General features: G+C 60.8%; 19 protein-coding genes. 12 read left to right on the top strand and 7 right to left on the bottom strand.

Features of this window, described 5'->3' with window-relative positions:
- The first annotated feature begins 61 nt into the window (after positions 1 to 61).
- From OZ428_RS21295 to OZ428_RS21305, 3 genes are all read left to right on the top strand, one after another.
- Positions 62 to 997 (top strand): LysR family transcriptional regulator, encoded by a 936-nt coding sequence (locus tag OZ428_RS21295; protein WP_269131193.1) that lies wholly within the window; start codon positions 62 to 64, stop codon positions 995 to 997.
- Positions 998 to 1,245: 248 nt separating this feature from the next.
- Positions 1,246 to 1,638: a MerR family transcriptional regulator gene (locus OZ428_RS21300; protein ID WP_016977418.1), complete on the top strand. Its 393-nt coding sequence runs from the start codon at positions 1,246 to 1,248 to the stop codon at positions 1,636 to 1,638.
- Between the two features lie 16 nt (positions 1,639 to 1,654).
- Complete coding sequence (locus OZ428_RS21305; protein ID WP_269131194.1) at positions 1,655 to 2,554, top strand: hydroxymethylglutaryl-CoA lyase; 900 nt, start codon at positions 1,655 to 1,657, stop codon at positions 2,552 to 2,554.
- Positions 2,555 to 3,103: 549 nt separating this feature from the next.
- Here OZ428_RS21305 and OZ428_RS21310 read toward each other — a convergent pair.
- Positions 3,104 to 8,260 carry an NEL-type E3 ubiquitin ligase domain-containing protein gene (locus tag OZ428_RS21310; protein WP_269131195.1) on the bottom strand — a complete coding sequence of 1,719 codons (5,157 nt, stop codon included), beginning with the start codon at positions 8,258 to 8,260 and terminating at the stop codon, positions 3,104 to 3,106.
- Positions 8,261 to 8,341: 81 nt separating this feature from the next.
- Positions 8,342 to 9,976 carry an AMP-binding protein gene (locus OZ428_RS21315; protein ID WP_269131196.1) on the bottom strand — a complete coding sequence of 545 codons (1,635 nt, stop codon included), beginning with the start codon at positions 9,974 to 9,976 and terminating at the stop codon, positions 8,342 to 8,344.
- Between the two features lie 150 nt (positions 9,977 to 10,126).
- On the opposite strand from OZ428_RS21315, the gene OZ428_RS21320 reads away from it, so the two are divergent.
- Genes OZ428_RS21320 through OZ428_RS21335 form a run of 4 tightly spaced genes read left to right on the top strand, consistent with a single transcriptional unit; the run spans position 10,127 to position 15,653 of the window.
- The gene (locus OZ428_RS21320; RefSeq protein ID WP_269131197.1) at positions 10,127 to 11,290 is read left to right on the top strand and encodes an isovaleryl-CoA dehydrogenase; all 1,164 of its coding nucleotides are present in this window, start codon (positions 10,127 to 10,129) and stop codon (positions 11,288 to 11,290) included.
- 11 nt (positions 11,291 to 11,301) lie between these two features.
- Positions 11,302 to 12,909: a carboxyl transferase domain-containing protein gene (locus tag OZ428_RS21325; RefSeq protein WP_269131198.1), complete on the top strand. Its 1,608-nt coding sequence runs from the start codon at positions 11,302 to 11,304 to the stop codon at positions 12,907 to 12,909.
- A gap of 15 nt (positions 12,910 to 12,924) precedes the next feature.
- On the top strand, positions 12,925 to 13,731 hold the full coding sequence (locus tag OZ428_RS21330) for a gamma-carboxygeranoyl-CoA hydratase (RefSeq protein WP_028616898.1): 807 nt from the start codon (positions 12,925 to 12,927) through the stop codon (positions 13,729 to 13,731).
- A complete protein-coding gene (locus tag OZ428_RS21335; RefSeq protein WP_269131199.1) occupies positions 13,728 to 15,653 on the top strand; it encodes an acetyl/propionyl/methylcrotonyl-CoA carboxylase subunit alpha in 1,926 nt (641 codons plus the stop codon). Before OZ428_RS21330 ends, OZ428_RS21335 begins: the two co-directional genes overlap by 4 nt.
- Here the strand turns inward: OZ428_RS21335 and OZ428_RS21340 are convergent.
- Positions 15,650 to 16,282: a LexA family protein gene (locus OZ428_RS21340; protein ID WP_033903234.1), complete on the bottom strand. Its 633-nt coding sequence runs from the start codon at positions 16,280 to 16,282 to the stop codon at positions 15,650 to 15,652. The two genes, OZ428_RS21335 and OZ428_RS21340, sit on opposite strands and share 4 nt — an antisense overlap.
- Before the next feature lie 132 nt (positions 16,283 to 16,414).
- Between OZ428_RS21340 and OZ428_RS21345 the strand changes: the two genes are divergently transcribed.
- Together OZ428_RS21345 and OZ428_RS21350 are read left to right on the top strand one after the other, a co-directional pair.
- Entirely contained in the window at positions 16,415 to 16,765 is a 351-nt protein-coding gene (locus OZ428_RS21345) for a DUF6124 family protein (protein WP_269131200.1), read from the top strand.
- 465 nt (positions 16,766 to 17,230) lie between these two features.
- Positions 17,231 to 18,382 carry a M14 family metallopeptidase gene (locus tag OZ428_RS21350; RefSeq protein WP_269131201.1) on the top strand — a complete coding sequence of 384 codons (1,152 nt, stop codon included), beginning with the start codon at positions 17,231 to 17,233 and terminating at the stop codon, positions 18,380 to 18,382.
- Here OZ428_RS21350 and OZ428_RS21355 read toward each other — a convergent pair.
- The gene (locus OZ428_RS21355) at positions 18,379 to 18,831 is read right to left on the bottom strand and encodes a winged helix-turn-helix transcriptional regulator (protein WP_269131202.1); all 453 of its coding nucleotides are present in this window, start codon (positions 18,829 to 18,831) and stop codon (positions 18,379 to 18,381) included. The two genes, OZ428_RS21350 and OZ428_RS21355, sit on opposite strands and share 4 nt — an antisense overlap.
- 98 nt (positions 18,832 to 18,929) lie before the next feature.
- Between OZ428_RS21355 and OZ428_RS21360 the strand changes: the two genes are divergently transcribed.
- Positions 18,930 to 20,201 (top strand): MFS transporter, encoded by a 1,272-nt coding sequence (locus OZ428_RS21360; RefSeq protein WP_269131203.1) that lies wholly within the window; start codon positions 18,930 to 18,932, stop codon positions 20,199 to 20,201.
- On the opposite strand, the gene OZ428_RS21365 is transcribed toward OZ428_RS21360, so the two are convergent.
- Both OZ428_RS21365 and OZ428_RS21370 read right to left on the bottom strand, forming a co-directional pair.
- Complete coding sequence (locus tag OZ428_RS21365; RefSeq protein WP_038844085.1) at positions 20,103 to 20,642, bottom strand: cytochrome b; 540 nt, start codon at positions 20,640 to 20,642, stop codon at positions 20,103 to 20,105. The two genes, OZ428_RS21360 and OZ428_RS21365, sit on opposite strands and share 99 nt — an antisense overlap.
- A complete protein-coding gene (locus OZ428_RS21370) occupies positions 20,639 to 21,721 on the bottom strand; it encodes a catalase family peroxidase (protein WP_269131204.1) in 1,083 nt (360 codons plus the stop codon). Before OZ428_RS21370 ends, OZ428_RS21365 begins: the two co-directional genes overlap by 4 nt.
- 168 nt (positions 21,722 to 21,889) lie before the next feature.
- Here OZ428_RS21370 and OZ428_RS21375 point away from each other — a divergent pair, with 168 nt between their 5' ends.
- Together OZ428_RS21375 and OZ428_RS21380 are read left to right on the top strand one after the other, a co-directional pair.
- Entirely contained in the window at positions 21,890 to 22,396 is a 507-nt protein-coding gene (locus OZ428_RS21375; protein ID WP_269131205.1) for an RNA polymerase sigma factor, read from the top strand.
- The gene (locus OZ428_RS21380) at positions 22,393 to 23,130 is read left to right on the top strand and encodes an anti-sigma factor family protein (RefSeq protein WP_269131206.1); all 738 of its coding nucleotides are present in this window, start codon (positions 22,393 to 22,395) and stop codon (positions 23,128 to 23,130) included. Before OZ428_RS21375 ends, OZ428_RS21380 begins: the two co-directional genes overlap by 4 nt.
- Here the strand turns inward: OZ428_RS21380 and OZ428_RS21385 are convergent.
- Positions 23,127 to 24,092 carry a Csu type fimbrial protein gene (locus OZ428_RS21385; protein ID WP_269134212.1) on the bottom strand — a complete coding sequence of 322 codons (966 nt, stop codon included), beginning with the start codon at positions 24,090 to 24,092 and terminating at the stop codon, positions 23,127 to 23,129. The two genes, OZ428_RS21380 and OZ428_RS21385, sit on opposite strands and share 4 nt — an antisense overlap.
- Positions 24,093 to 24,094: the final 2 nt, after the last annotated feature.

Raw genomic sequence — 24,094 nt, forward strand, 5'->3', positions numbered from 1 at the left:
TTAACATTCATCACCGATATATGATCGACGTATGGCCACCTAACAATAAGAGCGCTACGAAATGAATCTGAGCAAGGTCGACCTCAACCTGTTTATCGTCTTTGACGCGATCTACACCGAAGCCAACCTGACCCGCGCCGGGCAGATTGTCGGCATCACCCAGCCGGCGGTGTCCAACGCTCTGGCACGTCTTCGGGAAACCTTCAACGACCCACTGTTCGTGCGCACCGCCCAAGGCATGGTGCCCACGCCCATGGCGCAGAACATTATCGGGCCGGTGCGCAATGCGTTGTCGTTGCTGCGGGTGTCGGTACAGGAAAGCCGCATCTTCAATCCGCAGCAGGCGGCCAAGACTTACCGCATCAGCATGACCGACCTCACCGAAGCGGTGATCCTGCCGCTGCTGTTCCAGCGCCTGCGCCGCCTGGCGCCCACGGTGGTGATCGAAAGTTTCCTGTCCAAACGCCGCGAAACCACCAAGGAACTGGCTGCCGGGCGCCTGGACTTTGCCGTGGACGCGCCGCTCAACACCGACCCGCAGGTACGCCACGTTAAACTGATGGAAGACCGCTACGTGTGCGCCATGCGCAAAGGCCATCCGCTGGCAGGCAAGGACAAGCTGAGCCTGGAGGATTACCTGGGGCTGACCCACATCCATATCTCCAGCCGCCGTAACGGCCTGGGCCATGTGGACCTGGCGCTGGGCAAAATGGGCCTGCAGCGCAAGATCGCCCTGCGTTCCCAGCATTATTTGATGGCGTCGCAGGTTTTGCAGCAGACCGACATGGTCATGACCGTGCCCGAGCGCTTCGCCCGCCGCCACGAATTGCATTGGTTCAACCTGCCGGTCAACGACGTGCCACCGGTGGAAACCCACCTGTACTGGCACGAAAGCACCGACCAGGACCCGGCGAACCGCTGGATGCGCGAGCAGATGATCGAGTTGTGCCAGCAAGTGACGGCCCACGAGAAGAAACTGGACGGTAAACAGGCTTGATCCGTGGTGAATGAACTTATTTTGGTGAAGGGGCTTGTTGTGTGGTGAGCGGGCTTGCCCCGCGCTGGGTGGCGAAGCCGCCCCAACAAGGACGCCGCAGTGTTTCAGGAAGACCGAGGTGCCTGGGTTTAGGGCGGCTTCGCCACCCAGCGCGGGGCAAGCCCGCTCACCACAAAAAAAACCGAACCTTGACGTTAACGTCAACCAGCCATTAGCTTAGCGCCCAAGACATTTTCTCGGGCACATCCATGAGCACCACCTACAGCATCTCCGACCTCGCCCGCGAGCTCGACATCACCACCCGTGCCATTCGCTTCTACGAAGAACAAGGCCTGCTGGCCCCGGAACGTCGGGGCCAGGAGCGCATCTACTCGGCGCGGGACAAGGTCAGCCTCAAGCTGATCTTGCGGGGCAAGCGTATCGGTTTCTCCCTGGCCGAATGCCGCGAACTCATCGAACTCTACGACCCCACCAGCGGCAACCACGTGCAACTCAACAGCATGCTGGCAAAAATCGCCGAGCGCCGTGAGCAGCTGGAACAGCAACTGCTGGATATCGAACAGATGAAGCTGGAACTGGACACCGCCGAAGAGCGCTGCACCCAGGCCCTGGCCCACACCCTGCGCCAGGTTGGCCATTGATCAGAAGGTAACTGCCATGTCCCTCCCCACACACGTGCGCCTGGTGGAAGTCGGCCCGCGCGACGGTTTGCAGAACGAAGCCCAGCCCATCAGCGTGGCGGACAAGGTCCGGTTGGTGGACGCCCTCAGCGCGGCGGGCTTGAGCTATATCGAAGTCGGCAGTTTTGTGTCACCCAAGTGGGTGCCACAGATGGCCGGCTCCGCCGAGGTGTTTGCGCAGATCCAGCGCAAACCCGGCGTGACCTATGGCGCGCTGGCGCCGAACCTGCGTGGTTTTGAGGACGCGCTGGCGGCTGGCGTGAAGGAAGTGGCGGTGTTTGCGGCCGCGTCCGAGGCGTTTTCCCAGCGCAACATCAACTGCTCCATCAGCGAAAGCCTGGAGCGATTCGCACCGATCATGGCGGCGGCCAAGCAGCACGGTATCAGCGTGCGGGGGTATGTGTCGTGCGTGTTGGGTTGCCCGTACGAAGGTCAGATCGCGCCGGAACAAGTGGCAACAGTCGCGCGGGAGTTGTACGCCATGGGCTGCTACGAGGTATCCCTCGGTGACACCATCGGCACCGGCACGGCGGGCGCCACGCGGCGGCTGTTCGAGGTGGTCGGCGCGCAGGTGCCTCGGGAGAAATTGGCCGGGCACTTCCATGACACCTATGGCCAGGCCATCGCAAACATCTACGCCAGCCTGCTGGAAGGAATCACGGCGTTCGACAGCTCTATCGCGGGCCTCGGCGGCTGCCCTTACGCCAAGGGCGCCAGCGGTAACGTCGCGACTGAAGATGTGCTGTACCTGCTCAACGGCCTGGGTATCGAGACGGGTATCGACCTGGAGGCATTGATTGGCGCGGGCCAGCAAATCAGCAAGGTGCTGGGCCGGCCGACAGGGTCACGCGTAGCCAAGGCGCGTAACGCCGGTTGAGTCGCTTAGCCGTGACAATGTGTTACCGCACGTCTACACATCGAGTAACACGGGAACATATTTTGTCGTATTTTCTGCAGGCCGAATCCTACATAAAAATCAAACCATTGATTTTAAAGGACTTTTAAAAGTTGGCACGGCTTCTGCTATCTCTATGGCATAACAAGAATAAAAAGCGCCAAACCTAATAAAAATAAGACGAAACGACTCTGACATAACAAAAACAACACGGCAGAGACGCAGCTAACAGATTTTTTTGGAGAAGATGTGCTTCGCAGGGTACGGCGTGCCGAAACCCGCAACCGGTTAGAGAAAAATAAAACTACCTCAGGTAGCTACCCACTGGTTGGATCGTTAACGAAGAAGCAGATCAGCGCTCAAAAAAATACGTTTGCTCTTGACCCCGGATGGGAGTCGCCAAAAACAGCGGTAAAGGGTAACGGTTGCCAAAAACAACAATAGACCGCCCCTCAATAATAAAAAAAGAGCACGCAACGACAAATTAAAGGGGACCCTCGGGTCCCCTTTGTGCTGTCTGCACTCACCGTTTTAGAGCGATGTTCCGTCTGTTGCTGCGAAATTGTTCAGCACCCTGCGCGTCAGCACTTTCAGGGATCTCTGCTCCAGTGCATGCCGTTCGGCCCCCAACTGATCGAGCTCTCGCTGGTAAAACGCACTTTGCATCGAGCCATTCACCAGGATTTCATCCCTGCGCTTGCCCAATAAGCCCGCCAGACGGTCGGCCGCCTCGTCGTGGGTGGTCTGCCACTCAGGGCTTGCGTCCTGGTGGCGTTCCAGCTCTGAGAGTTCGAACAATGCATCAACTTTCTCATTGATCGGCTCAAGCTCTGGTGCCATCAGCGCGTTGAGCGCCTGAAGGTAGCGTGCACGAAGGTGTTTCTCCCAGAATGGGCGCCCGACAAAAAAGGCTTCCTCATCAGCAGGCTTGCGTTCGTCCCTGAGCACCTGATCGTACGCCGCATTGAGCGCTGTCTCGGACACATCAGCCTGTTGGGGAAACAACATCTCGCGGGATTTGACCGGCAACGCCAGTCGGTCTGCAAGCCGTGTCCGATAAGCCAGGACAACTTCAACCTGCTCGGTGAACCCTGGCCCTCTCGCCGCAACATCCTCGAGCGCAATGGCGTCTACCAGCATTAAACGAAACAGCTTTCTGGCCGTGCCAATCAATGCCCCCTCGGCATTTTCCGTGCCCGCCAGCGCAAGAGCCTTCGCCCCCATCAACTCACTCTCAAGGTTCATGAACTCGACCGACGTGCCGTCCCCACAGGTCACCCGATCATCGGCGGCGGTAAACAACGCCTCACGGATGTCCTGGCTTTCGCTCGCGGCCTCCAGCATGTCCCACACCCGCTCGGCCAATACAGGGCGGGCCACTTGGCTGGCGTACTCGGCACTGCGGGTGATATCGGCCACGACAGTAAAAAACGCCGCCGACTCAGGGCTGCCTTTCAGTTCATCCCAGACATCTCCACGTCGCGCCAACTCCTCGGGCGGCATTCCCTCCAGCCACAAGCCACGTGCCTCGTCCACAGTGATGTGCTCACCCCACTGCACCGGATTGAAAGGCTCACCCAGTCGGGCAACCGTAGCGGCCGACAAGGGATTGTCATGCACATTGATGCGCTCAAGATGCTGGTAGGCGTACTCGGGTAAGGTAGTGATCCGGTTTGAATGCAGATCGATGCGGGCCAGGTTGGGCAGTTGCTCGGCGCCGACGGGAAAGGTGGCGGTGTCGGTGCCCGCCAGGTAAAGCTGGTTCAAATGGCGTAGGCGGCGCAGGTCGGCCTGCCAACCCAGGCGACGATTATCTGCCAGGTTGAGAATCTTCAGACTCTGCATACCTTCCAGGCGCAGACGGCTCGGTTCGGTCAGCTGGATATCATTTCTACTCAAGTTGAGCTTCGTCAGCCCTGCCCCGCCATTGGCGAATTCCGGTAGCTGCGTGAGGTGGTTGTCGCTCATGTTCAGCCAGCGCAAACCACCGAATGCCTTCAGAAACGGCAGTGAACTGTCCGACAGTGCCATTCGACGTAAAACCAGGCTGCCCACGTGATCCATATTCGCGGTAATCGCTGGCAGCTCACCGATCGCCTCATCCGACAGGTTCAGTGCATAGCCGATTGGCGTGCCGTCCCCCGCGAACTCCTCGCGCCCTATCCTGCGCCACGCGGCCCTGAGGGTGCCCGACACTCTGCGCCTGGCGCTTGCATAGCCCGACCCTCCTTCCTTCTGCCAGTTGCTCAGCGTCGTATCCAGTTCAGCGAACTCCGCCTCAAGCTGGGTCAGCTTCGCCAGCAACACAGCGTCTTGCGCATTACCCAGTTCAAGCATTGCCTCGACCTCGTCCATGGACTTTGACGGATAGAGCGACATTGCTTTCATTCGACAAACAGAAGGACGCTCTGCCGCGCCGCCCACCGGGCTGAGCGGATAACCCAAACGCCCGTCAGCCAAACGCATGGGTGACTTGAACCCGGGCTTGATCGGTTGCAGGCCAACTGCCCGCCGACTCTCTATCTCGCTCAACGGCTGTTGCGCAAGCTGCACCTTTAAACGTTGCGCAGCTCTATTGAACTCAGCCCACCGTGTGAACTTGCCACTGCTCGCCATCCAGAGCGCGTTAAAGAACGCATCCTTGTCGCTGCGCCAATACTCTGTTTTTTCCGGACCGCTGTAGAGTCTCCACTCCTTCAGGTCAGTGTGGACAAGACGCAGTTGCCGGGAACCGCCCAAATCGCCTACGCGGTCGAGTAATGGGCCGTCGTAAGTCCCGCCGCGCAGCTCCAGGGCTACACCCTCCAGTAGCCCGGGCAGGGAAGCCATCTTGTGCAGGGCCAGGCGTACGCCGTCCAACGTGAGTGGGTTGTCGAATAAAAGATCGGCATGTGCGCGCATGACACGCGCTTTCTGCACGTAGACACGCGCTTCCTCGGCCAGGCGCAACGGCAAACGTGAACCAGACTGCAGGCTTGCCAGCTCCTGACTGTTGGCATGGCTCACTATTTCTTCGGCGGCCAGTTTAGGCAGACCGGGAAAATCGCGCTGGATCAATTGAACATTGGCGTCACTGGATACATCACCGGCGGTTATCTCGCGATTGAACAGCTCGCCTTTGGTGCTGTAGGCCGCTTCCAGCAAGCAGTCCCGATACCGCATCACTCTTGCGAAGGGAGTGCGCAAATAGTGCATCAGCGGGTCAGTGTCGTCATCTTCAAGTTCTTCGCCAGAGGATGCAGAGGGGTCGGATGAAACGTCTCGTGTCCTTAAAAACAGGTTTGAGATTGCCTCTTGCGTCATGGTCTTCTCGCCCAACAAGTGGCGAATCTCCGGCTCCGTCAACTGCTCTCGGAAAGACGAAAAGAGGCGACCACTGGCGAGTTCTTCATGCCCGAGCGTGACCGTCGAGGTTGAATCACTCGGGACAGCTGAACACCATACCTGGCTGCCCTTTTCATCCAGCGCCACCAACACACGCGACTCGGGCCACCTGCCGCATTCAACCAACAACTGCACTTGTGTAAACCAGTCGACCTGGCTGAAAACCTCAGGATTAGGATGCGTTAACTGGTCGATAAATGCCTGATACCTGTTCGCGCATTCGAACCGCCGAAGCATGTCCTTGAACAGCGGCGCAGGCGCTCGATGCTCGATAAATACCCGACGCAACTCATCATCTGTCACACCACTGATCGCCCTGGCTTGCTCAAGCTGGCTATCGCTCAGGCTATCGACGGTGTGCCCCATACGGCGCAACAGGGTCTTGCGATCCCACGTCAACGGGTCTTCGAATTCATGCACCCAGGCGCCCTCGCCGTTGTGTCGCAGGCGTGGCGCATATCGGGAATCGCCTTCAGGGTGCAGTAGCCTGAACTCATCATCAGTGCCGCTGGCCTGGACTTTGTAGTGCCCACCGTCCGGTGCCGGCAGGTACAGGCCTGCTTCATGGGCATACAAGCCTTGCGCGTTGGGCCGCTGCCCTTCGGGCAACGCGATTCGGTGCACATAGCGGCTCGGTTTAAACTCAAACAAGCGCGGATGTCCACCAAGCTCGATATGCGCCAGGCGCTTGATGAACGCCGTGTCTTTGGCAGCCACCAACACTTTGGGCACCGCCAGCCCCGCCAGATTCAAGCCCACCGCTGAAAAGTGTGCCCAGACCGCTTGGGCGTCGTCGTGGGACCAGGCATCAATGCCTTCGCCTATTTCATACACCACCTGCACAGCGGCGGCGACCAGCATCACCTCGCCCAGGAACGGCACCACAAAAGCGGCAAGGTTGAGAATATCCAGGGCTGCGCTGCCAAATGACCAGAGCCAGGCGTTGAACACACGATCGTCGACATCCTGGGTTGCGACTACGCTCGTGCTGGCATTGCTCATGATCAATTTTATCCGCTGCTGCGCGCAGTCCATCCAGACATCGTGCCACGGTGGTGCGTAGGTGCCCTGGCGGTGGATGCGGCTTTTCTGTGCTGGGGCAAAATCCAGATCGTGGGCATACAGCGCGCCGGGGTCCAGCAACGCCTTCAGTTGCGTGAAGAATGCATCCTGATCGGCAAGCGGCACGAACTGGCTGAAGAACTTGCGGTATTCGACCCGACACAGCCGCGTCGTCAGATGGTCGGTAAAGGCCGCGATATGGTCATAGGCCTTGAGCGGATGGATCGGATCGCCAGGGATGTAAACCAAGCACGGCAGCGGCACAAGCTCCGCATTCCTGATGTTGGCCCGCCACACAACTGGACCGATGACCAGGACATTCTCGATCACAACGTTGAGTAATCGCAGCGGCGAACACTTGACGTCCTCCCCGTCCCACTTGCTCTGTACCTGATCAATCAGCAGATCGTTGATCACCTGGTGGTGATCAGTTCCGATGTCACCCTTCATCAAGGCGATCTCGGCGGCCAGTTTCAACTGGTTCCGATGGCTGGTGATCAGGGTGCTGTAAAGCTTGCCAATTCCAGCCGATGTGGTGGTTATGCGAATCTGGTTATTGATAAAGGTGCGTACGTACTCGTAGTAGGAACTCCCCAGGTCCAGGTCCCGACACAGTTTTGCAAACTCATGCGCCTTGATACGCAGCGGAAGTGACTGGACGTTGCCGGGGGAATGCACCTTGGTCGGGGGATACTTATAAAAATTGTAATAGGTAATCAGGTGGCAATCCGTGCAAACCGGCTCGCTGGCTTCGTCCGAGGTAAAGTTGTTCAGCGCCGCCTCCAGCAGGCTGATACCTCGGTAGAAGTAGAACTGCGGAGCCAAGGTGCTGGCGTGGGTGGTCGGGAGTTCCCTGGGGCCAGGTTCACACTCTTTCTGTTCCATCTTGCGGGCATAGAATACGGTTCTGGTGTCCAGCCGCTGCCCGAACTGTTTTTCGATCGCTGCCGTCAGCAACGGCTCGGCGTACTCTGCCGGCCCCTTGAGATCACTGAACATCTGATCGAGTTGGTTCAATGAGGTCCTGCTGCGCAGGTGGACCGCCCTCATGCGGTCGCGCGCAGTGGTCGACGCCTTTTTGTACCAACCGGGGATGCGCAGGCCCAACGCCCCCAGTTCGGTTTTGCGCGAGTCCAGCGCATCGGTGTACCAGTCAGGCGTGTTGTCGTTGATCACCCGGGCATGGGGGCTCTGTTCAGCCTGAACAGGCCGCGTCGCAGCATCAATCGTGGGCGTTGTCATCGGTATAGCCTTCAAGTGGCGAAATAATCCGCCACTTTAGGCATCGCGTTTGAGCATGGAGCCGTAGACATGCACCGCGGGTCAGGCGTCGTCGCGCAGCTCCTCGATGGTGATCTCACGCATGCGAAATTTCTGGATCTTGCCGGTGACCGTCATCGGAAACTCCTCCACGAACTTGAAGTGCTTGGGCGTCTTGAAGTGCGCGATGCGGCCTTTGCACCAGGTTTGCAGTTCAAGCTCATTGGCCACATGGCCGGGATGGAACTTGATCCAGGCAACGATGGCTTCACCGTAGCGCTCATCCGGAATGCCGATCACCTGCACATCCGCCACTGCCGGATGGGTGAAGAAAAATTCCTCCAGCTCACGCGGGTACACGTTCTCGCCGCCACGGATGATCATGTCCTTGTTGCGCCCGGCGATGCATACGTAGCCGTGAGCGTCCATGCTCGCCAGGTCGCCGGTGTGCATCCAGCCGGCGTCGTCGATGGCGTCGCGGGTGGCGTCAGGGTTGTTCCAGTAGCCGAGCATCACGCTGTAGCCGCGAGTGCAGAGTTCACCGATCTCACCGCGTGCAACGGTGTTGCCGTCGGTGTCGATGATCTTGTTTTCCAACTGTGGCTGAGTCCGACCCACCGTGGTCACACGGCGTTCCAGGTCATCATCCGCGCCGGTCTGCAAGGACACCGGGCTGGTTTCCGTCATGCCATAGGCAATCTGCACCTCGCTCATGTGCATCTCGTTGATCACCCGGCGCATTACTTCGATGGGGCACGTGGCGCCGGCCATGATGCCGGTGCGCAGGGTGGACAGGTCGAACTCGCCGAGGCGCGGGTGATCGAGCATGGCGATGAACATGGTGGGCACGCCATAGAGCCCGGTGGCGCGCTCTTCCGCGACGGTGCTGAGGGTCAACAGCGGATCAAAACCGTCATTGGGATAGATCAGAGTGGTGCCATGGGTGATGCAACCCAGGTTGCCCATGACCATGCCGAAGCAGTGATACAGCGGCACCGGGATCACCAGGCGGTCTTGCGCCGTGAGGCCCAGGCTTTCACCGACCATGTAGCCGTTATTGAGGATGTTGTGGTGACTGAGGGTGGCGCCCTTGGGGAAGCCGGTAGTGCCGGAGGTGTACTGGATGTTCACGGGTTGGTCGAAATGCAGGCTGCCCTGGCGGGTGTGCAGCTGTTCGGGCGGGATGCCTGCGCCGAGGGCCGACAGCTGCGACCAGGGCATGAATCCTGTGGGTGGGCTGGGGTCGAGGCTGATCATGCCACGCAAGTCGGGCTTCAGTTCCTGCAACATCGCGTGGTAATCGGAGGTCTTGAACGACCCGGCGCACACCAGCCACTGACAGCCGGATTGCTTGAGCACGTAGTCCAATTCACTGCTGCGGTAGGCCGGGTTGATGTTCACCAGGATCACGCCGAGCTTGGCGCTGGCGATCTGGCTGATGCACCACTCGGCGCAATTGGGTGCCCAGATGCCCAGGCGATCGCCGGTCTGCATGCCCAGGGCGAGAAACGCACGGGCGTGCAAATCCACCGTTTCGGCCAGTTGCCGCCAGGTGTAGCGGCGCTGCTGGTGGCGCACCACCAGGGCCTCGCCATCCGGGAATTGCGCCACGGTTCGGTCAAAGGCTTGGCCAATGGTCATGGCCAGCAAGGTCTTGTCCTGGGAGCCACGGCTGTAGCTCTGGTTCGGTTGATCCATAACGACCCCTGTTGTCTTTTTTGTAGGTTGACGTAAACGTAAACTACGATTGACAGCGCCGCAACGCAAGCTTACGTTAACGTAAAGGTGAGCGCCCTCCCCTGGCGCGCCCTCCACACAAAAACAAAGCTCACATTAAGGTGCCTGTCCATGAGTTACCCGTCCCTGAACTTCGCCCTCGGTGAAACCATCGACATGCTGCGCGACCAGGTGCAGTCCTTCGTGAGCAAGGAAATCGCGCCGCGCGCGGCGCAGATTGACAGCGACAACCTTTTCCCCGCCGATCTGTGGCAGAAATTCGGCGACATGGGCCTGCTGGGCATCACCGTCCCGGAAGAATACGGCGGCGCCGGCCTGGGTTACCTGGCCCATGTGGTGGCGATGGAAGAGATCAGCCGCGGCTCGGCCTCGGTGGCGTTGTCCTACGGCGCGCACTCCAACCTGTGCGTGAACCAGATCAATCGCAACGGCGACCACACACAGAAACTCAAGTACCTGCCCAAACTCATCAGCGGCGAACACGTCGGCGCCCTGGCCATGAGCGAGCCGAACGCCGGTTCCGATGTGGTCTCGATGAAGCTGCGTGCCGACAAACGCGGCGATCATTACGTGCTCAACGGCAGCAAGACCTGGATCACCAATGGCCCAGACGCCAGCACCTACGTGATCTACGCCAAGACCGACCTGGAAAAAGGCCCCCACGGCATCACTGCCTTCATCGTCGAGCGTGACTGGAAAGGCTTCAGCCGTAGCAACAAGTTCGACAAGCTGGGCATGCGCGGCTCCAACACGTGCGAGCTGTTCTTCGATGACGTGGAAGTGCCCGAAGAAAATATCCTTGGCGTGCTCAACGGCGGCGTGAAAGTACTGATGAGCGGCCTGGACTACGAACGCGTGGTGCTGTCCGGCGGCCCGACCGGGATCATGCAGGCCTGCATGGACCTGATCGTGCCCTATATTCACGACCGCAAGCAGTTCGGCCAGAGCATCGGCGAATTCCAGCTGATCCAGGGCAAGGTCGCGGACATGTACACCCAGCTCAATGCCAGCCGCGCCTATCTGTACGCGGTGGCCCAGGCCTGTGAGCGTGGCGAAACCACGCGCAAGGATGCGGCCGGGGTGATCCTCTACAGCGCCGAACGCGCCACGCAAATGGCCCTTGACGCGATCCAGATTCTGGGCGGTAACGGCTATATCAATGAATTCCCCGCCGGTCGGCTGCTGCGCGACGCCAAGCTGTATGAAATCGGCGCCGGCACCAGTGAGATCCGCCGGATGCTGATCGGTCGCGAACTCTTCAACGAAACCCGCTGAAGGAGCGCGTAATGGCCACCTTGCACACCCAACTCAACCCGCGTTCCGCAGAATTTTCCGCCAACAGCGCGGCGATGCGCCAACAGGTCGACGCCCTGCACAGCCTGCTCGCCCACGTGCAGCAAGGCGGCGGCGCCAAGGCTCAGGAGCGGCACACCTCACGCGGTAAACTGTTGCCCCGCGAGCGTATCAACCGTTTGCTCGACCCCGGTTCGCCGTTCCTCGAACTCAGCCAATTGGCCGCCCATCAGGTGTACGGCGAAGACGTGCCTGCCGCTGGCGTGATTGCCGGGATCGGCCGGGTGGAAGGCGTCGAATGCATGATCGTCGCCAACGATGCCACGGTGAAAGGCGGTTCCTACTACCCGCTCACGGTGAAAAAACACCTGCGCGCCCAGACCATCGCCGAGCAGAACCGCCTGCCGTGCATCTACCTGGTGGATTCGGGCGGCGCCAACCTGCCGCGTCAGGACGAGGTGTTCCCCGACCGCGAGCACTTCGGGCGGATCTTTTTCAACCAGGCCAACATGAGCGCCCAGGGCATCCCGCAGATCGCCGTGGTGATGGGCTCATGCACTGCGGGTGGCGCCTACGTGCCGGCCATGGCCGACGAAGCAATCATGGTGCGCCAGCAAGCCACCATCTTCCTCGCCGGTCCGCCACTGGTGAAGGCCGCGACCGGTGAAGTGGTGAGTGCCGAAGACCTCGGCGGTGCCGATGTGCACTGCAAGATCTCCGGCGTGGCCGACCACTATGCCGACAGCGATGAACATGCGCTGGCGCTGGCCCGGCGCAGCGTGGCCAACCTCAATTGGCGCAAACAGGGCGAACTGCTGCAACGTACGCCGGTCGCGCCGCTGTACAGCAGCGAAGAGCTGTACGGCGTGATCCCGGCCGACGCCAAGCAGCCGTTCGATGTGCGCGAAGTGATCGCACGGCTGGTGGACGCTTCGGTGTTCGATGAATTCAAGGCGCTGTTCGGCACCACGCTGGTGTGCGGCTTTGCGCACCTGCACGGCTTCCCGATTGCGATCCTGGCCAACAACGGGATTCTGTTTGCGGAAGCCGCGCAAAAAGGCGCGCACTTTATCGAGCTGGCCTGCCAGCGTGGCATTCCGCTGTTGTTCCTGCAGAACATCACCGGGTTCATGGTCGGCCAGAAATACGAAGCCGGGGGCATCGCCAAGCACGGCGCCAAGCTGGTCACCGCCGTGGCCTGCGCCAAGGTGCCGAAGTTCACGGTGATCATTGGCGGCAGCTTTGGCGCCGGGAACTATGGCATGTGCGGCCGCGCCTATGACCCGCGCTTCTTGTGGATGTGGCCAAACGCGCGCATCGGCGTGATGGGTGCCGAACAGGCGGCCGGCGTGCTGGTGCAGGTCAAGCGCGAGCAGGCTGAACGTGCAGGTCTCGATTTCAGTGCCGAAGAAGAGGCCGCCATCAAGCAGCCGATCCTCGACCAGTACGAAACCCAGGGCCACCCCTACTATTCCAGCGCGCGCCTGTGGGACGACGGTGTGATTGACCCGTTGCAGACCCGTGACGTGCTGGCGCTGGCCTTGTCCGCTTCGCTGAGTGCCCCCATCGAGCCGAGCCGCTTCGGCGTGTTCCGCATGTAAATGGAGCTGTATCCCATGAGCGATTTCAACACCCTCGAACTGATCACCGACCGCCGTGGCTTTGCCACGCTGTGGCTCAGCCGTGAAGCCAAGAACAACGCGTTCAACGCCGAAATGATCCGCGAACTGATCATCGCCCTCGACCACGTACAGGGCGATCCGTCCCTGCGTTTTCTGGTGCTGCGCGGGCGCGGCAAGCATTTCAGCGCCGGGGCCGACCTGGCCTGGATGCAGCAATCGGCCGAGCTGGATTACCACACCAACCTGGACGATGCCCGCGAACTGGCAGAGTTGATGTACAACTTGGCCAAGCTGAAAATCCCGACCCTGGCGGTGGTGCAAGGTGCGGCCTACGGCGGAGCGCTGGGGTTGATCAGTTGCTGTGACATGGCGATTGGCGCGGACGATGCGCAGTTCTGTCTGTCGGAAGTGCGTATTGGCCTGGCGCCGGCGGTGATCAGTCCGTTCGTGGTGCAAGCCATCGGCGAACGTGCTGCACGGCGCTATGCACTGACCGCCGAGCGCTTTGGTGGCCAGCGGGCACGGGAGATCGGCCTGTTGGCGGAAAGCTATCCGATCAGCGAGTTGGATCAGCAGGTCGAACAGTGGATCGCCAACCTGCTGCAAAACAGCCCGGCGGCCATGCGCGCCAGCAAGGACTTGCTGCGCGAAGTGGGCCACGGCGCCCTCACCCCGGCCCTGCGCCGCTATTGCGAAAATGCCATTGCGCGCATTCGTGTCAGCGCCGAAGGCCAGGAAGGCCTGCGCGCCTTCCTGCAAAAACGTCCACCCAGCTGGCAATCGCAGGAGCCGCGTTCATGAGTACGTTGACGACTCTACTGGTGGCCAACCGTGGCGAAATTGCTTGCCGGGTGATGCGCACCGCCAAGGCCATGGGCCTGACCACCGTGGCGGTGCACAGCGCCATCGACCGCGATGCGCGCCACAGCCGTGAGGCGGATATCCGCGTCGACCTGGGCGGCAGCAAGGCCACGGACAGCTACCTGCAAATCGACAAACTGATCGCGGCGGCCCAGGCCAGCGGCGCCCAGGCGATTCATCCGGGTTACGGTTTTTTGTCGGAGAACGCCGGTTTTGCCCGTGCGATTGAGGCGGCCGGGTTGATCTTCCTTGGCCCGCCCGCCTCGGCCATCGATGCCATGGGCAGCAAATCGGCGGCCAAGGCCTTGATGGAAACCGCCGGAGTCCCCTTGGTGCCGGGTTATCACGGCGAAGCCCAGGACCTGGAAACCTTCCGCGCCGCCTGCGAGCGCATCGGCTATCCCGTGCTGCTCAAGGCTACGGCGGGTGGCGGCGGCAAAGGCATGAAGGTGGTCGAGGATGTCAGCCAGTTGGCCGAAGCCCTGGCCTCGGCACAGCGCGAGGCGCTGTCGTCCTTCGGCAACGGGCAGATGCTGGTGGAAAAGTACCTGCTCAAGCCACGTCACGTGGAGATCCAGGTGTTTGCCGATCAACACGGGCATTGCCTGTACCTCAATGAACGTGACTGCTCGATCCAGCGTCGCCACCAGAAGGTCGTCGAAGAAGCGCCAGCACCAGGCCTGAGTGTTGAACAACGCAAGGCCATGGGCGAAGCCGCCGTGCGTGCGGCCCAGGCCATCGGCTATGTCGGCGCAGGCACCGTGGAGTTTTTGCTGGACGCGCGCGGTGAGTTCTTCTTCATGGAGATGAACACGCGGCTGCAAGTGGAACACCCGGTGACCGAAGCGATCACCGGCCTGGACCTGGTGGCCTGGCAGATCCGTGTCGCCCAGGGCGAGGCGTTGCCGATCACCCAGGAGCAGGTGCCGCTGATCGGCCATGCCATCGAAGTGCGGCTGTATGCCGAAGACCCCGCCAATGACTTCCTGCCCGCCACCGGGCACCTGGCGCTGTACCGTGAATCCGCACCGGGCCCTGGGCGCCGCGTGGACAGCGGTGTGGAGCAGGGCGACAGTGTGTCGCCGTTCTACGACCCCATGCTCGGCAAGCTGATTGCCTGGGGGGAAGACCGTGAACAGGCGCGATTACGATTGCTGGCCATGCTGGACGAGTTTGCCATCGGCGGGCTGAAGACCAACCTGGGATTTTTGCGGCGCATCATCGGGCACCCGGCGTTTGCGGCGGCTGAGTTGGATACCGGGTTTATTCCGCGCTATCAGGAGGAGTTGCTACCCGCGCCTGGAGTATTGAGTGATGCGTTCTGGCAAGCGGCGGGCGCGGCCTTCATTCAGAGCTTGCCGAAGAGTGATGGGCCTTGGGCAGATTCGCGAGGGTTTCGCGCCGGGTTACCCGCCGAAGTTTCGCTGCATTTGAGCTGCAATGGCCAGGATCGGTTGGTGACGCTGGCGGCTGATGCGCCACAACTGCGTGGCGAACATCTGCTGATCGAGCAACAGGGCGTGCGTCACAGCCATCTGGCAGTCCGCAACGAAAGCAGCGTGTTTTTGCGCTGGGACGGCGAGATGCAGGCCGTCACATTGTTCGACCCGATTGCGGCGGTGGAGGCCAACCAGTCACATCAAGGCGGCCTCACGGCGCCGATGAACGGCAGCATCGTGCGAGTGCTGGTGGAGGTGGGCCAACACGTCGAAGCCGGCACGCAGCTGGTGGTGCTGGAGGCCATGAAGATGGAGCACAGCATCCGCGCGCCTCACGCCGGGGTGGTCAAGGCGTTGTTCTGCCAGGAAGGTGAAATGGTTGCAGAAGGTTGCGCGTTGGTGGCGCTCGAAACGGCCGTCTAGAACTTCGCCGTGGCTTGAACAACAACCCCCAGGATGTGGCAGTCGTCGGTGAATGGTTGCTTGGGGTAGGTGGGATTGAGCGGTACCAGGTAAAGCTGGCCGCTTTCTTCCTGCAACTGGCGGAAGGTCGCCTGAAGGCTCCCGGCCCGTTGGGCGACCACCAGCTTGCCAGGCTCTGCCTGGATGGCCGGGTCGACCAGGATCAGCATGCCCGCACTGACGCTCAAGCCGCTGGGTGCGGTCATGGCGTCGCCTGTGACTGGCAGCCAGAACGCATCCCCCTGAGCAGGGTAATCCGTGAGTTCGAAGCGCACAGCGCCATAGGTCGCACGCTCTTCGCGGACCTCGCACAACCCTTTCCAATCGCTGACCGGGTAGCGGAAATACGGGTTGTAGTTCTTCTGCGCAGGCGCCTCATCGGGCCGCTCGCGAATGTCCAGCGCGACTTCCAAGTACCCCAACCCCAGCGCCGCCAACACCCGGTTCATGTCCACCACGCTGGGTGCACGGCGCTTGTTGAGCCAGTGGCCAACGCCGCCTTGGGACATGCCCAGGCGCTCAGCCAATTCACCCTGCGTGACCTTGCGGTCTTCCATGTTGGCCTTGACCAACGCAATCCAGTTATCCATGGGAGCTGACAATACGTCACGTAGTTTTCAGGGCAATAAACAGTTTGTAGTAATCCATAAAACGACATAAATACGATACGTACTATCATCGAACATAAGGTTTTCGACACCCACTACAGAGTACCTCCCCTTATGACGACCAGCCCGTATCTCCTGCCTGAACTCCCTGAAGACACTGAAATGCACGACCTGCGCAGCAGCGGTGCCGCCAAGCGCGCGTTGGACTTTTACTTGAAAGAAGAGATGTCGGCAGCAGCCCCTGACGGCGCCCTGTTCGCCATCAAGCCGGGCATCAGCCAGGAGGAAGCCCTCGTACACGCCTCGGACCTGTTGCGCAGCGCCGCAGCCACGGCCTATGAATCCGCGAGCAGCCATCAAGGCAATCATCGCGACCTGGCGTTTTCGGTGGTGTATTTGATTGATATGGCGAAGGCGATGGTGGAGCGGTCGTTGCAGGCGCCAGCGGCTCAAGCGAACGGATAACAGGCGCAGAAGAAAAATATTTCTATCTCACGGATAAAAACATTTGACTTGCAAATGATAATGATTATTATTGGACCTAGCTGATCGCGAGATCAGTCGATAGACCAAGGGACCTTAGGTCGGACTCTTGGAATATCTCCTCATCAGGCTAATCACGGTTTTTGACCCGGCTCTTTGGCCGGGTCTTTTTTTTGCCAGTTTCCCTGGCATGGCTTCAGGCTAATGAAGACTGTGTGTTGCTCGATGGCGCGCATGGTAGCAAAAGACCATCGCCAAAAGAAAGCCAGTCGAACGCTCTAGTCCAAACCTTTGCGAAATAGCGCTTGAGAATCAATCTCATAGATTCTAAGCTGCTGCGGCGTCAAGGATGACGCCCCCTCCCCCGTGCAACAATTTTGCATCCAGTCTTTACCAGACTCCTGTGTAATATAGCCGCCACAACACTCATATTCAGGCAACCAGACTATGACCGTGGCCTTGACCTCCATCAGGATCAGCACCGACTTCGACAGTGGCAATATCCAGGTACTGGATGCCCACGATTCCCACCAGTTGTTGCTGGCGATCAAACCCGACACCCGCAGCCAACATTACCAATGGTTCCACTTCAAGGCCGAAGGCATGCACGTGGGCCACACCCATACCTTCCGTTTGAGCAACGCGGGCAAGTCGTCTTACCCGCACGCGTGGAGCGGCTACAACGCCGTAGCGTCCTACGACCATATCAATTGGTTCCGGGTGCCCTCGCGCTTTGATGGTGAAATCCTGCATATAAGCCTTGAGACCCGCGAGAAGCACGCCTGGATTGCCTACTTCGAACCCTACAGCCGCGAGCGCCACGACTGGCTGATCGAGCAAGCCTTGACCCGCGCCGGCACCCAACTGCTGGCCACCGGTAAAAGTGTCGAAGGCCGTGATATCCAACTGCTGCGTCGCGGCAAAGGCGGCGAAGGCCGGCGCAAGGTCTGGATCATCGCCCAACAGCATCCCGGCGAACACATGGCCGAATGGTTTATGGAAGGCATCATTGAACGCCTGCAACAGGACGGTGACGCCGAGCTGAAAAAACTGCTGAAAGTCGCTGACCTGTACCTAGTGCCCAACATGAACCCGGACGGCGCGTTCCATGGCCACCTGCGCACCAACGCCGCAGGCCAGGACCTCAACCGCGCCTGGCAGAGCGCGAGCCAGGAGTTCAGCCCGGAAGTGTTGTTCGTGCAGCAACAGATGGAAAAGTACGGCGTCGACCTGTTCCTCGATATCCACGGCGACGAGGAAATACCCTACGTTTTCACCGCCGGCTGCGAAGGCAACCCCGGCTACACGCCGCGCATCGAGGCCCTGGAAAAACACTTCCGCAGCCACTTGAGCGGCCTGACCCGCGATTTCCAGACCACCCACGGCTACACCCGCGACCTGCCGGGCGAAGCCAATATGACCCTGGCGTGCAATGCCGTCGGCCAGCAGTTCGACTGCCTGTCCCTGACCCTGGAAATGCCCTTCAAGGACAACGACGACGCCCCCAACCCGCTCACCGGTTGGTCAGGTAAACGCTCAATGCAACTGGGCAAGGATGTGTTGAGCAGCGTGGCCAATATCGTCGACGTCTTGCGCTAAACCGAGTCGGCGGGCACCCGCCGACAATCCTCAGGCCCCAGCAACCGTCCATCCGCCGAGCGCAACTCCAGCGCTCGCAGCGGCTCGCCGTTGGCGCTGTCCACCATCACCGAGTGCGCCTCGCCTGCCCCATAGAAAAAAACCTCGCCCCACTGCCGCAACCCGATGATCACGTTGAACAGGCCCCGCCCCTTTTCCGTCAGAACGTACTCTTGGTACGCACTGCCATCCGACGCCGGCACGATTTCCAACACCCCATGGGCCACCAAACTGCGCAAACGCGTGGACAAGATGTTCTTGGCCATTCCCAGGCTGCGCTGGAACTCACCAAAACGGCGAATCCCATCAAACGCATCGCGAATGATCAGCAGCGACCAGCCATCGCCAATCGCATCCAGTGAGCGCGCCACCGGGCATTCGGCGCTTTCAAAGCGGGTGAGCTTGACCATCGGGGCTGCCTGTCGTCGACCAAAAATGTAGTTGCAATATAAAACCAGAATCCTTACGGTACAACTGGTTTCATTTTAAAACCACAGAGAATATCCCCATGCCTTCCTCCCCCTTGAGTAACAAAGTAGTGGTGCTGTTCGCCATCGCCTGCGGCCTGTCAGTGGCCAATGTCTATTACGCCCAGCCGTTGCTCGACGCGATGGCCGAGACCGTCGCCATGGACCACGCCACTGTCGGCATCATCATTGCCCTCACCCAGGTCGGTTATGGCGTGGGCCTGTTATTGCTGGTGCCACTCGGGGATTTGCTCAACCGGCGCAAGCTCATCGTCAGCCAACTGCTGCTCTCCACGCTGGCCGTGCTGGTGGTGGGATTGTCCTCAAACAGTTTCTGGCTGTTGGCCGGCATGGCACTGACCGGCCTGTTGGCGGTGGTCGCTCAAGTGCTGGTGGCATTGGCTGCTCAACTGGCGTCGCCCGAACAGCGCGGGCAGGTGGTGGGGTTGGTCACCAGCGGTATCGTGGTCGGTTTGCTGCTGGCCCGCTCGGTGTCTGGCGCGATGGCCGACTTGGCGGGATGGCGCTCGGTTTACTTGCTGTCGGCGGGCTTGACGCTGGTGATGGCGATCTTGCTGTGGCGCGTATTGCCAAGCACCGAACAACCGCGCGTCACCGGCACTTATGGTGCGCTGCTCCGCTCGGTCTTCAGCCTGTTCAAGGAGGAAAAGGTCCTGCGTGACCGCGCTGTGCTGGCGATGTTGATTTTCGCCGCCGGCACCGTCTTGTGGACGCCACTGGTACTGCCCTTGAGCGCCCCGCCGCTATCGCTTTCCCACACGCAGATTGGCCTGTTCGGACTCGCCGGCGCCGCCGGAGCACTTGGCGCTGCCCGCGCCGGTCGCTTGGCCGACAAAGGCTTTGCCCAGTGGACCAGCGGCACGGCATTGCTGCTGATGCTGCTGTCCTGGGTCGCCATCGGCTATACCCAATCATCGTTGTGGGCATTGGTGCTCGGCGTGATTGTGTTCGACCTGGGCCTGCAAGCCGTGCATGTCACCAGCCAGAGCCTGATCTACGCCGTGCGCCCCGACGCCCAGAGCCGATTGGTAGCCGGCTACATGCTGTTTTACTCAGTGGGCAGTGCGCTGGGCTCCATCAGCGCAACCGCACTGTATGCCTGGGGCGGTTGGATTGGGGTGTGTGGCCTCGGCGCCGCCATCAACCTGCTGGCGCTGATCTACTGGCTGACCACACTGCCCCCGAGACCTGTTTCAGTCCTTGCTGCCGGTCATGCTTTGCAGCACGCCGTCACGGCGGATCAACCCATGGAACAACGCCGCCGCCAAGTGCAGCAGCACGGTCAGGAATAGCAGATAGGCCAGGAACCCATGGGCCCTGCGCAGCACCGCGAACAACGGCGCGTTCGCCCCCACCAGCGCCGGCAACTGCACCGAACTGCTAAGCATTACCGGGTCGCCCGCCGCCGAAATCATCGCCCAGCCCAGCAGTGGCAATACCAGCATCAACGCATACAACACCAGATGGGACGCCTTGGCCGCCAGCGCTTGCCACAGCGGCAAGTCAGCAGGCAACGGCGGTTGGCGCGTGGAGAAGCGCACGACCAAACGCACGATCACCAAGGCCAGGATCGCGATACCCAACGGCTTGTGCAGGTGGATCAACCACTCATGCCGCTCCGAAACCGAGGCCGCCAGACCCGCGCCGATAAACAGCATGGCGATGACCATCAGCGCCATCAGCCAGTGCAGCAGGCGCGCCAGGGGCGCGAAAAACCGGGGTTGGGCATTCATGGCTTCGACTCCTGAGGGGCGCTGTGCAACGGGCTGACTTCACCAGCACGACGCAGGTACGAGCTGGCGTACGCCGCCGAACGGGCCGCCAGCAACGGGTCATTGGAGGCTTCGATACCGCTGGGCAGAATCAGTGGATCAAAGTTGATATCGCGGCAATCGCCATCTGCCTGCGGCTGGCTGCTTTGCAGCACCAGGGTGCCGGCGTTGATGACTTTATGCTCGCCGGTCCAGGCCTTGCTTGCATCGTCCACGGGGTCGCCGGGGTTGGCCAGGGTCATGTTCAACTGCCAGCGCAGCGGCCCGGTCGCCAGACGCTGGACCAGGTCCTTTTCCAGGAAATCACTGCCGGCAGCGGCGATATCGCCCGCCGCATCCTGGCTCTGCGGCACCACGCCCCAACGCACGGCCTGGCGCTTGCCATCGGCCCCTACCAGGAAGAACGCGTTAATGCCGTTGTAGGTTTCGGTCGCATAACTGGCCGAAGGCTTGGCGGTCTTGACCCACGCCAGGAACGGCGCTGTCTCGGGATGAGCAGCAAAAAATGCCGGCATGCTCGCCGGGTCCGGCTTGCCGGTGGCAGGCTGCGGCGCACCGGCCTTGAGCATTTGGTAGAACGCCTCGGGCGTGCCCACCGGGAACACTGGCATGCTGTTCATGCCGGTGCGCCACTGCTGGCCGTTGGCCTGGCTGAACTGCACGGCAAAACTGCGGATCGGCACACTGCTGTCTGGCGCATAGGGGTTGCCGCTGGGCAGAGCAAACCGACCGATCAGTGGGGTCTTGGCCTCGCTGAACACCTGGGCGCTGGAATAGGCACGGGCTTCGGCGCTGCTCTCGAAATACCCGGCCACGCACACACCCTTGGCATGGTTACGCCGGAAGCCAGGGTGCACGCCGTTGTTGGCTTCCAGGGCATTGACCAGGGTTTTCGGGCGCAGGCGCTGTGGGTCGAGGGTGCCATTGACGTAGGCAAAAGCCCCCGCCACAACCGCAACCACGGCACCGATACCCGCCAGGCGCGCGATCAGGCTCGCAGTGCTCAGCGGAGGACGGGGCGGTGATGAGTGATCTACCATGAAGGAACTCCAGGGCCAGAGGCCTTAGGGGGTGAACATAAGGTCGGAGCATTAAGACGAACGCCGATCGACTCTATTCCCTGGCCTTGGATTTATTTCCCAGGGTCGGGAATAACCTTCAACGCCGCACGTCTCTCTAATCCCAGCGTAGTGACCAGCCAGATTCCCATGCATGAACTCGACGAACAGTTACGTGAACTCATCCCAAGGCTACGGCGCTTTGCCGTGTCCCTGACCCGTAACGCCAGCAGCGCCGACGACTTGGTGCAGTCGACCTTGGAACGGGCGATCATCAGTTGGGCCGACAAACGTATCGAAGGCGATCTGCGCGCCTGGCTGTTTTCGATCCTCTACCGACAGTTCCTCGACGCCCACCGCCGCACCCGTCGCTATGCGCGCATGCTGGAGTTCTTCACCGGGCGTGACGATGCACAGCCGTCGGTGGAACGCACGGTGATCGCCCAATCGACCCTGCAAGCCTTCGATCAACTCAACACCGAGCAGCGTGCGCTGCTGCTGTGGGTTTCGGTCGAAGGCCTGAGCTACAAGGAAATCGCCGAGATCCTCGAGGTGCCCATCGGCACCGTGATGTCGCGCCTGTCCCGGGCACGCCAAGCCCTGCGTCAACTCAGTGATGGCGAAATTGCCAGCCCTTCCCTGCGGATACTCAAATGATCAGCCTGCCCCCCAGCGAACGCGATTTGCATGCCTACGTCGATCACCAACTGCTGGAGAGTGATCGCCGCGTGCTTGAAACCTACTTGGCGGCCCACCCGGACGTCGCCGCCCAGGTCCACGCCTGGCAACACGACGCGCAGTTACTGCGCGCTGCGCTGAGCGGTGCCCTGCAACAGCCGGCCAACCCGGACCTGGACCCGGCACTGATCCGCCAGCGCATCAAGCGTCAATCACGGCGCCACTTTGCTACGGCCGCCGTGCTGCTGATCACCGTCAGCCTCGGCGGTGTCGGTGGCTGGCACGCCCGTGAAGTCACCCAGCCGGCCCAACTGCCGATGGCCGATGCGATGCAGGCATTCCGCCTGTTTGCCCAGGACGGCATCATGCCCGCCGACTACAAGGTGCAGGGCGGCGGCACGATGCAAGCCTGGCTCGACCGCTACTTCAACCAGGCGCACCGCCTGCCGGACTTAAGTGCTTCCGGGTTCACGCCGGTCAGCGGGCGCCTGCTCACCACCGAGCAAGGCGCCGCGGCCATGGTGCTGTACGAGGACCCGCAAGGCCGGCGCATCAGTTTCTATATCCGCCCACCGGGACCGGAAAACGGTTTCCTGCCAAGAGGCAGTCGCAGTGCCGATGGCTTGCAGGCGCAATACTGGTCGGGTGCCGGCTACAACTATGCGGTGGTCAGCCCGGTGGATCAGCCTAGCCCGCCGCTGCTGAAGTTCTAGAAACCGACGTCAAGCACCACGTTGTCCAGGTAGGTGCCGGCGGGAGGCGTGGACTGGTCGGTGTAGATCCTGGCGTTGTAGTTGAACACCTGGCTGCCGATGCCCAAGCCATTGCCAGGGTTGATCTCAGCGGTGGAGCTGTCGCGACGCGCTGCGCCCACACTGCCCCAGCGCGTGGTGCCGGCGCTTTTGAAGATGTCATAGGCCAGGTAGTTGCTGCCCGAGATCATCCGCCGCCGACCGCCCACGCTGACGGCGTTCTGGCCGTCGCTCAAGCCGACGTTGTAGGCACTGCCTTTGGTGCAGGAAATACTGATGGTCTGGCCGGTGACGGCGGTAAACCCGCTGATGACAGGCGCGCTGCCAAAACTGATGTTGGGCGCGGTGATCTGGCAGTCGTTGGTGACCGTCATGCTCACCGTCAATGACGCGGTACCACTGCCAATATCCCGGCCGGCGCAGATGCCGCCGATGCCAATACCCGAACAATAGTTCCAGCTCCAGGCGATGCTCAGGGTCTCGGTGTACAGGCCTGCGGCGACGTTACTGCCGGTAATGCTGCTCACGTACAGCGGCAGGGTTTTCGCGCCGGGGCCCGCAATCAAGCCAAAACTCTGAGCGATCCCGCCGGCGCCGCCGAAGTCAAATTGCGCCCCGCGCGTGATCGGAAAGCTGGTGGTGTTGTTACCGTAGATCGTGTAGCCGATGACATCACCGGTAGGCCCGACCATCCCGGTCTTGGATGAAGTGATCGTCGCGTAAAAATGATCGGTGGACACCAGCAGCGAAATCAACGCCGAGGTGCAGCTCAACCCTGAATTGGTGGTCGAGCTGGCCTGTACGGCTGTGCGCACCCCCATGGAACTGATAGGACCGAAACTCGCCGGTGCCGTGGTCACCACTGAGCACGCCGCCATGGCCGGTCCAGCAAACATCAAGCCCATCAGACACAGCCAGCCCATAC

Origin of the sequence: Pseudomonas sp. GXZC (genome assembly GCF_026967615.1) — a bacterium.
Lineage (GTDB): Bacteria > Pseudomonadota > Gammaproteobacteria > Pseudomonadales > Pseudomonadaceae > Aquipseudomonas > Aquipseudomonas azotoformans_A.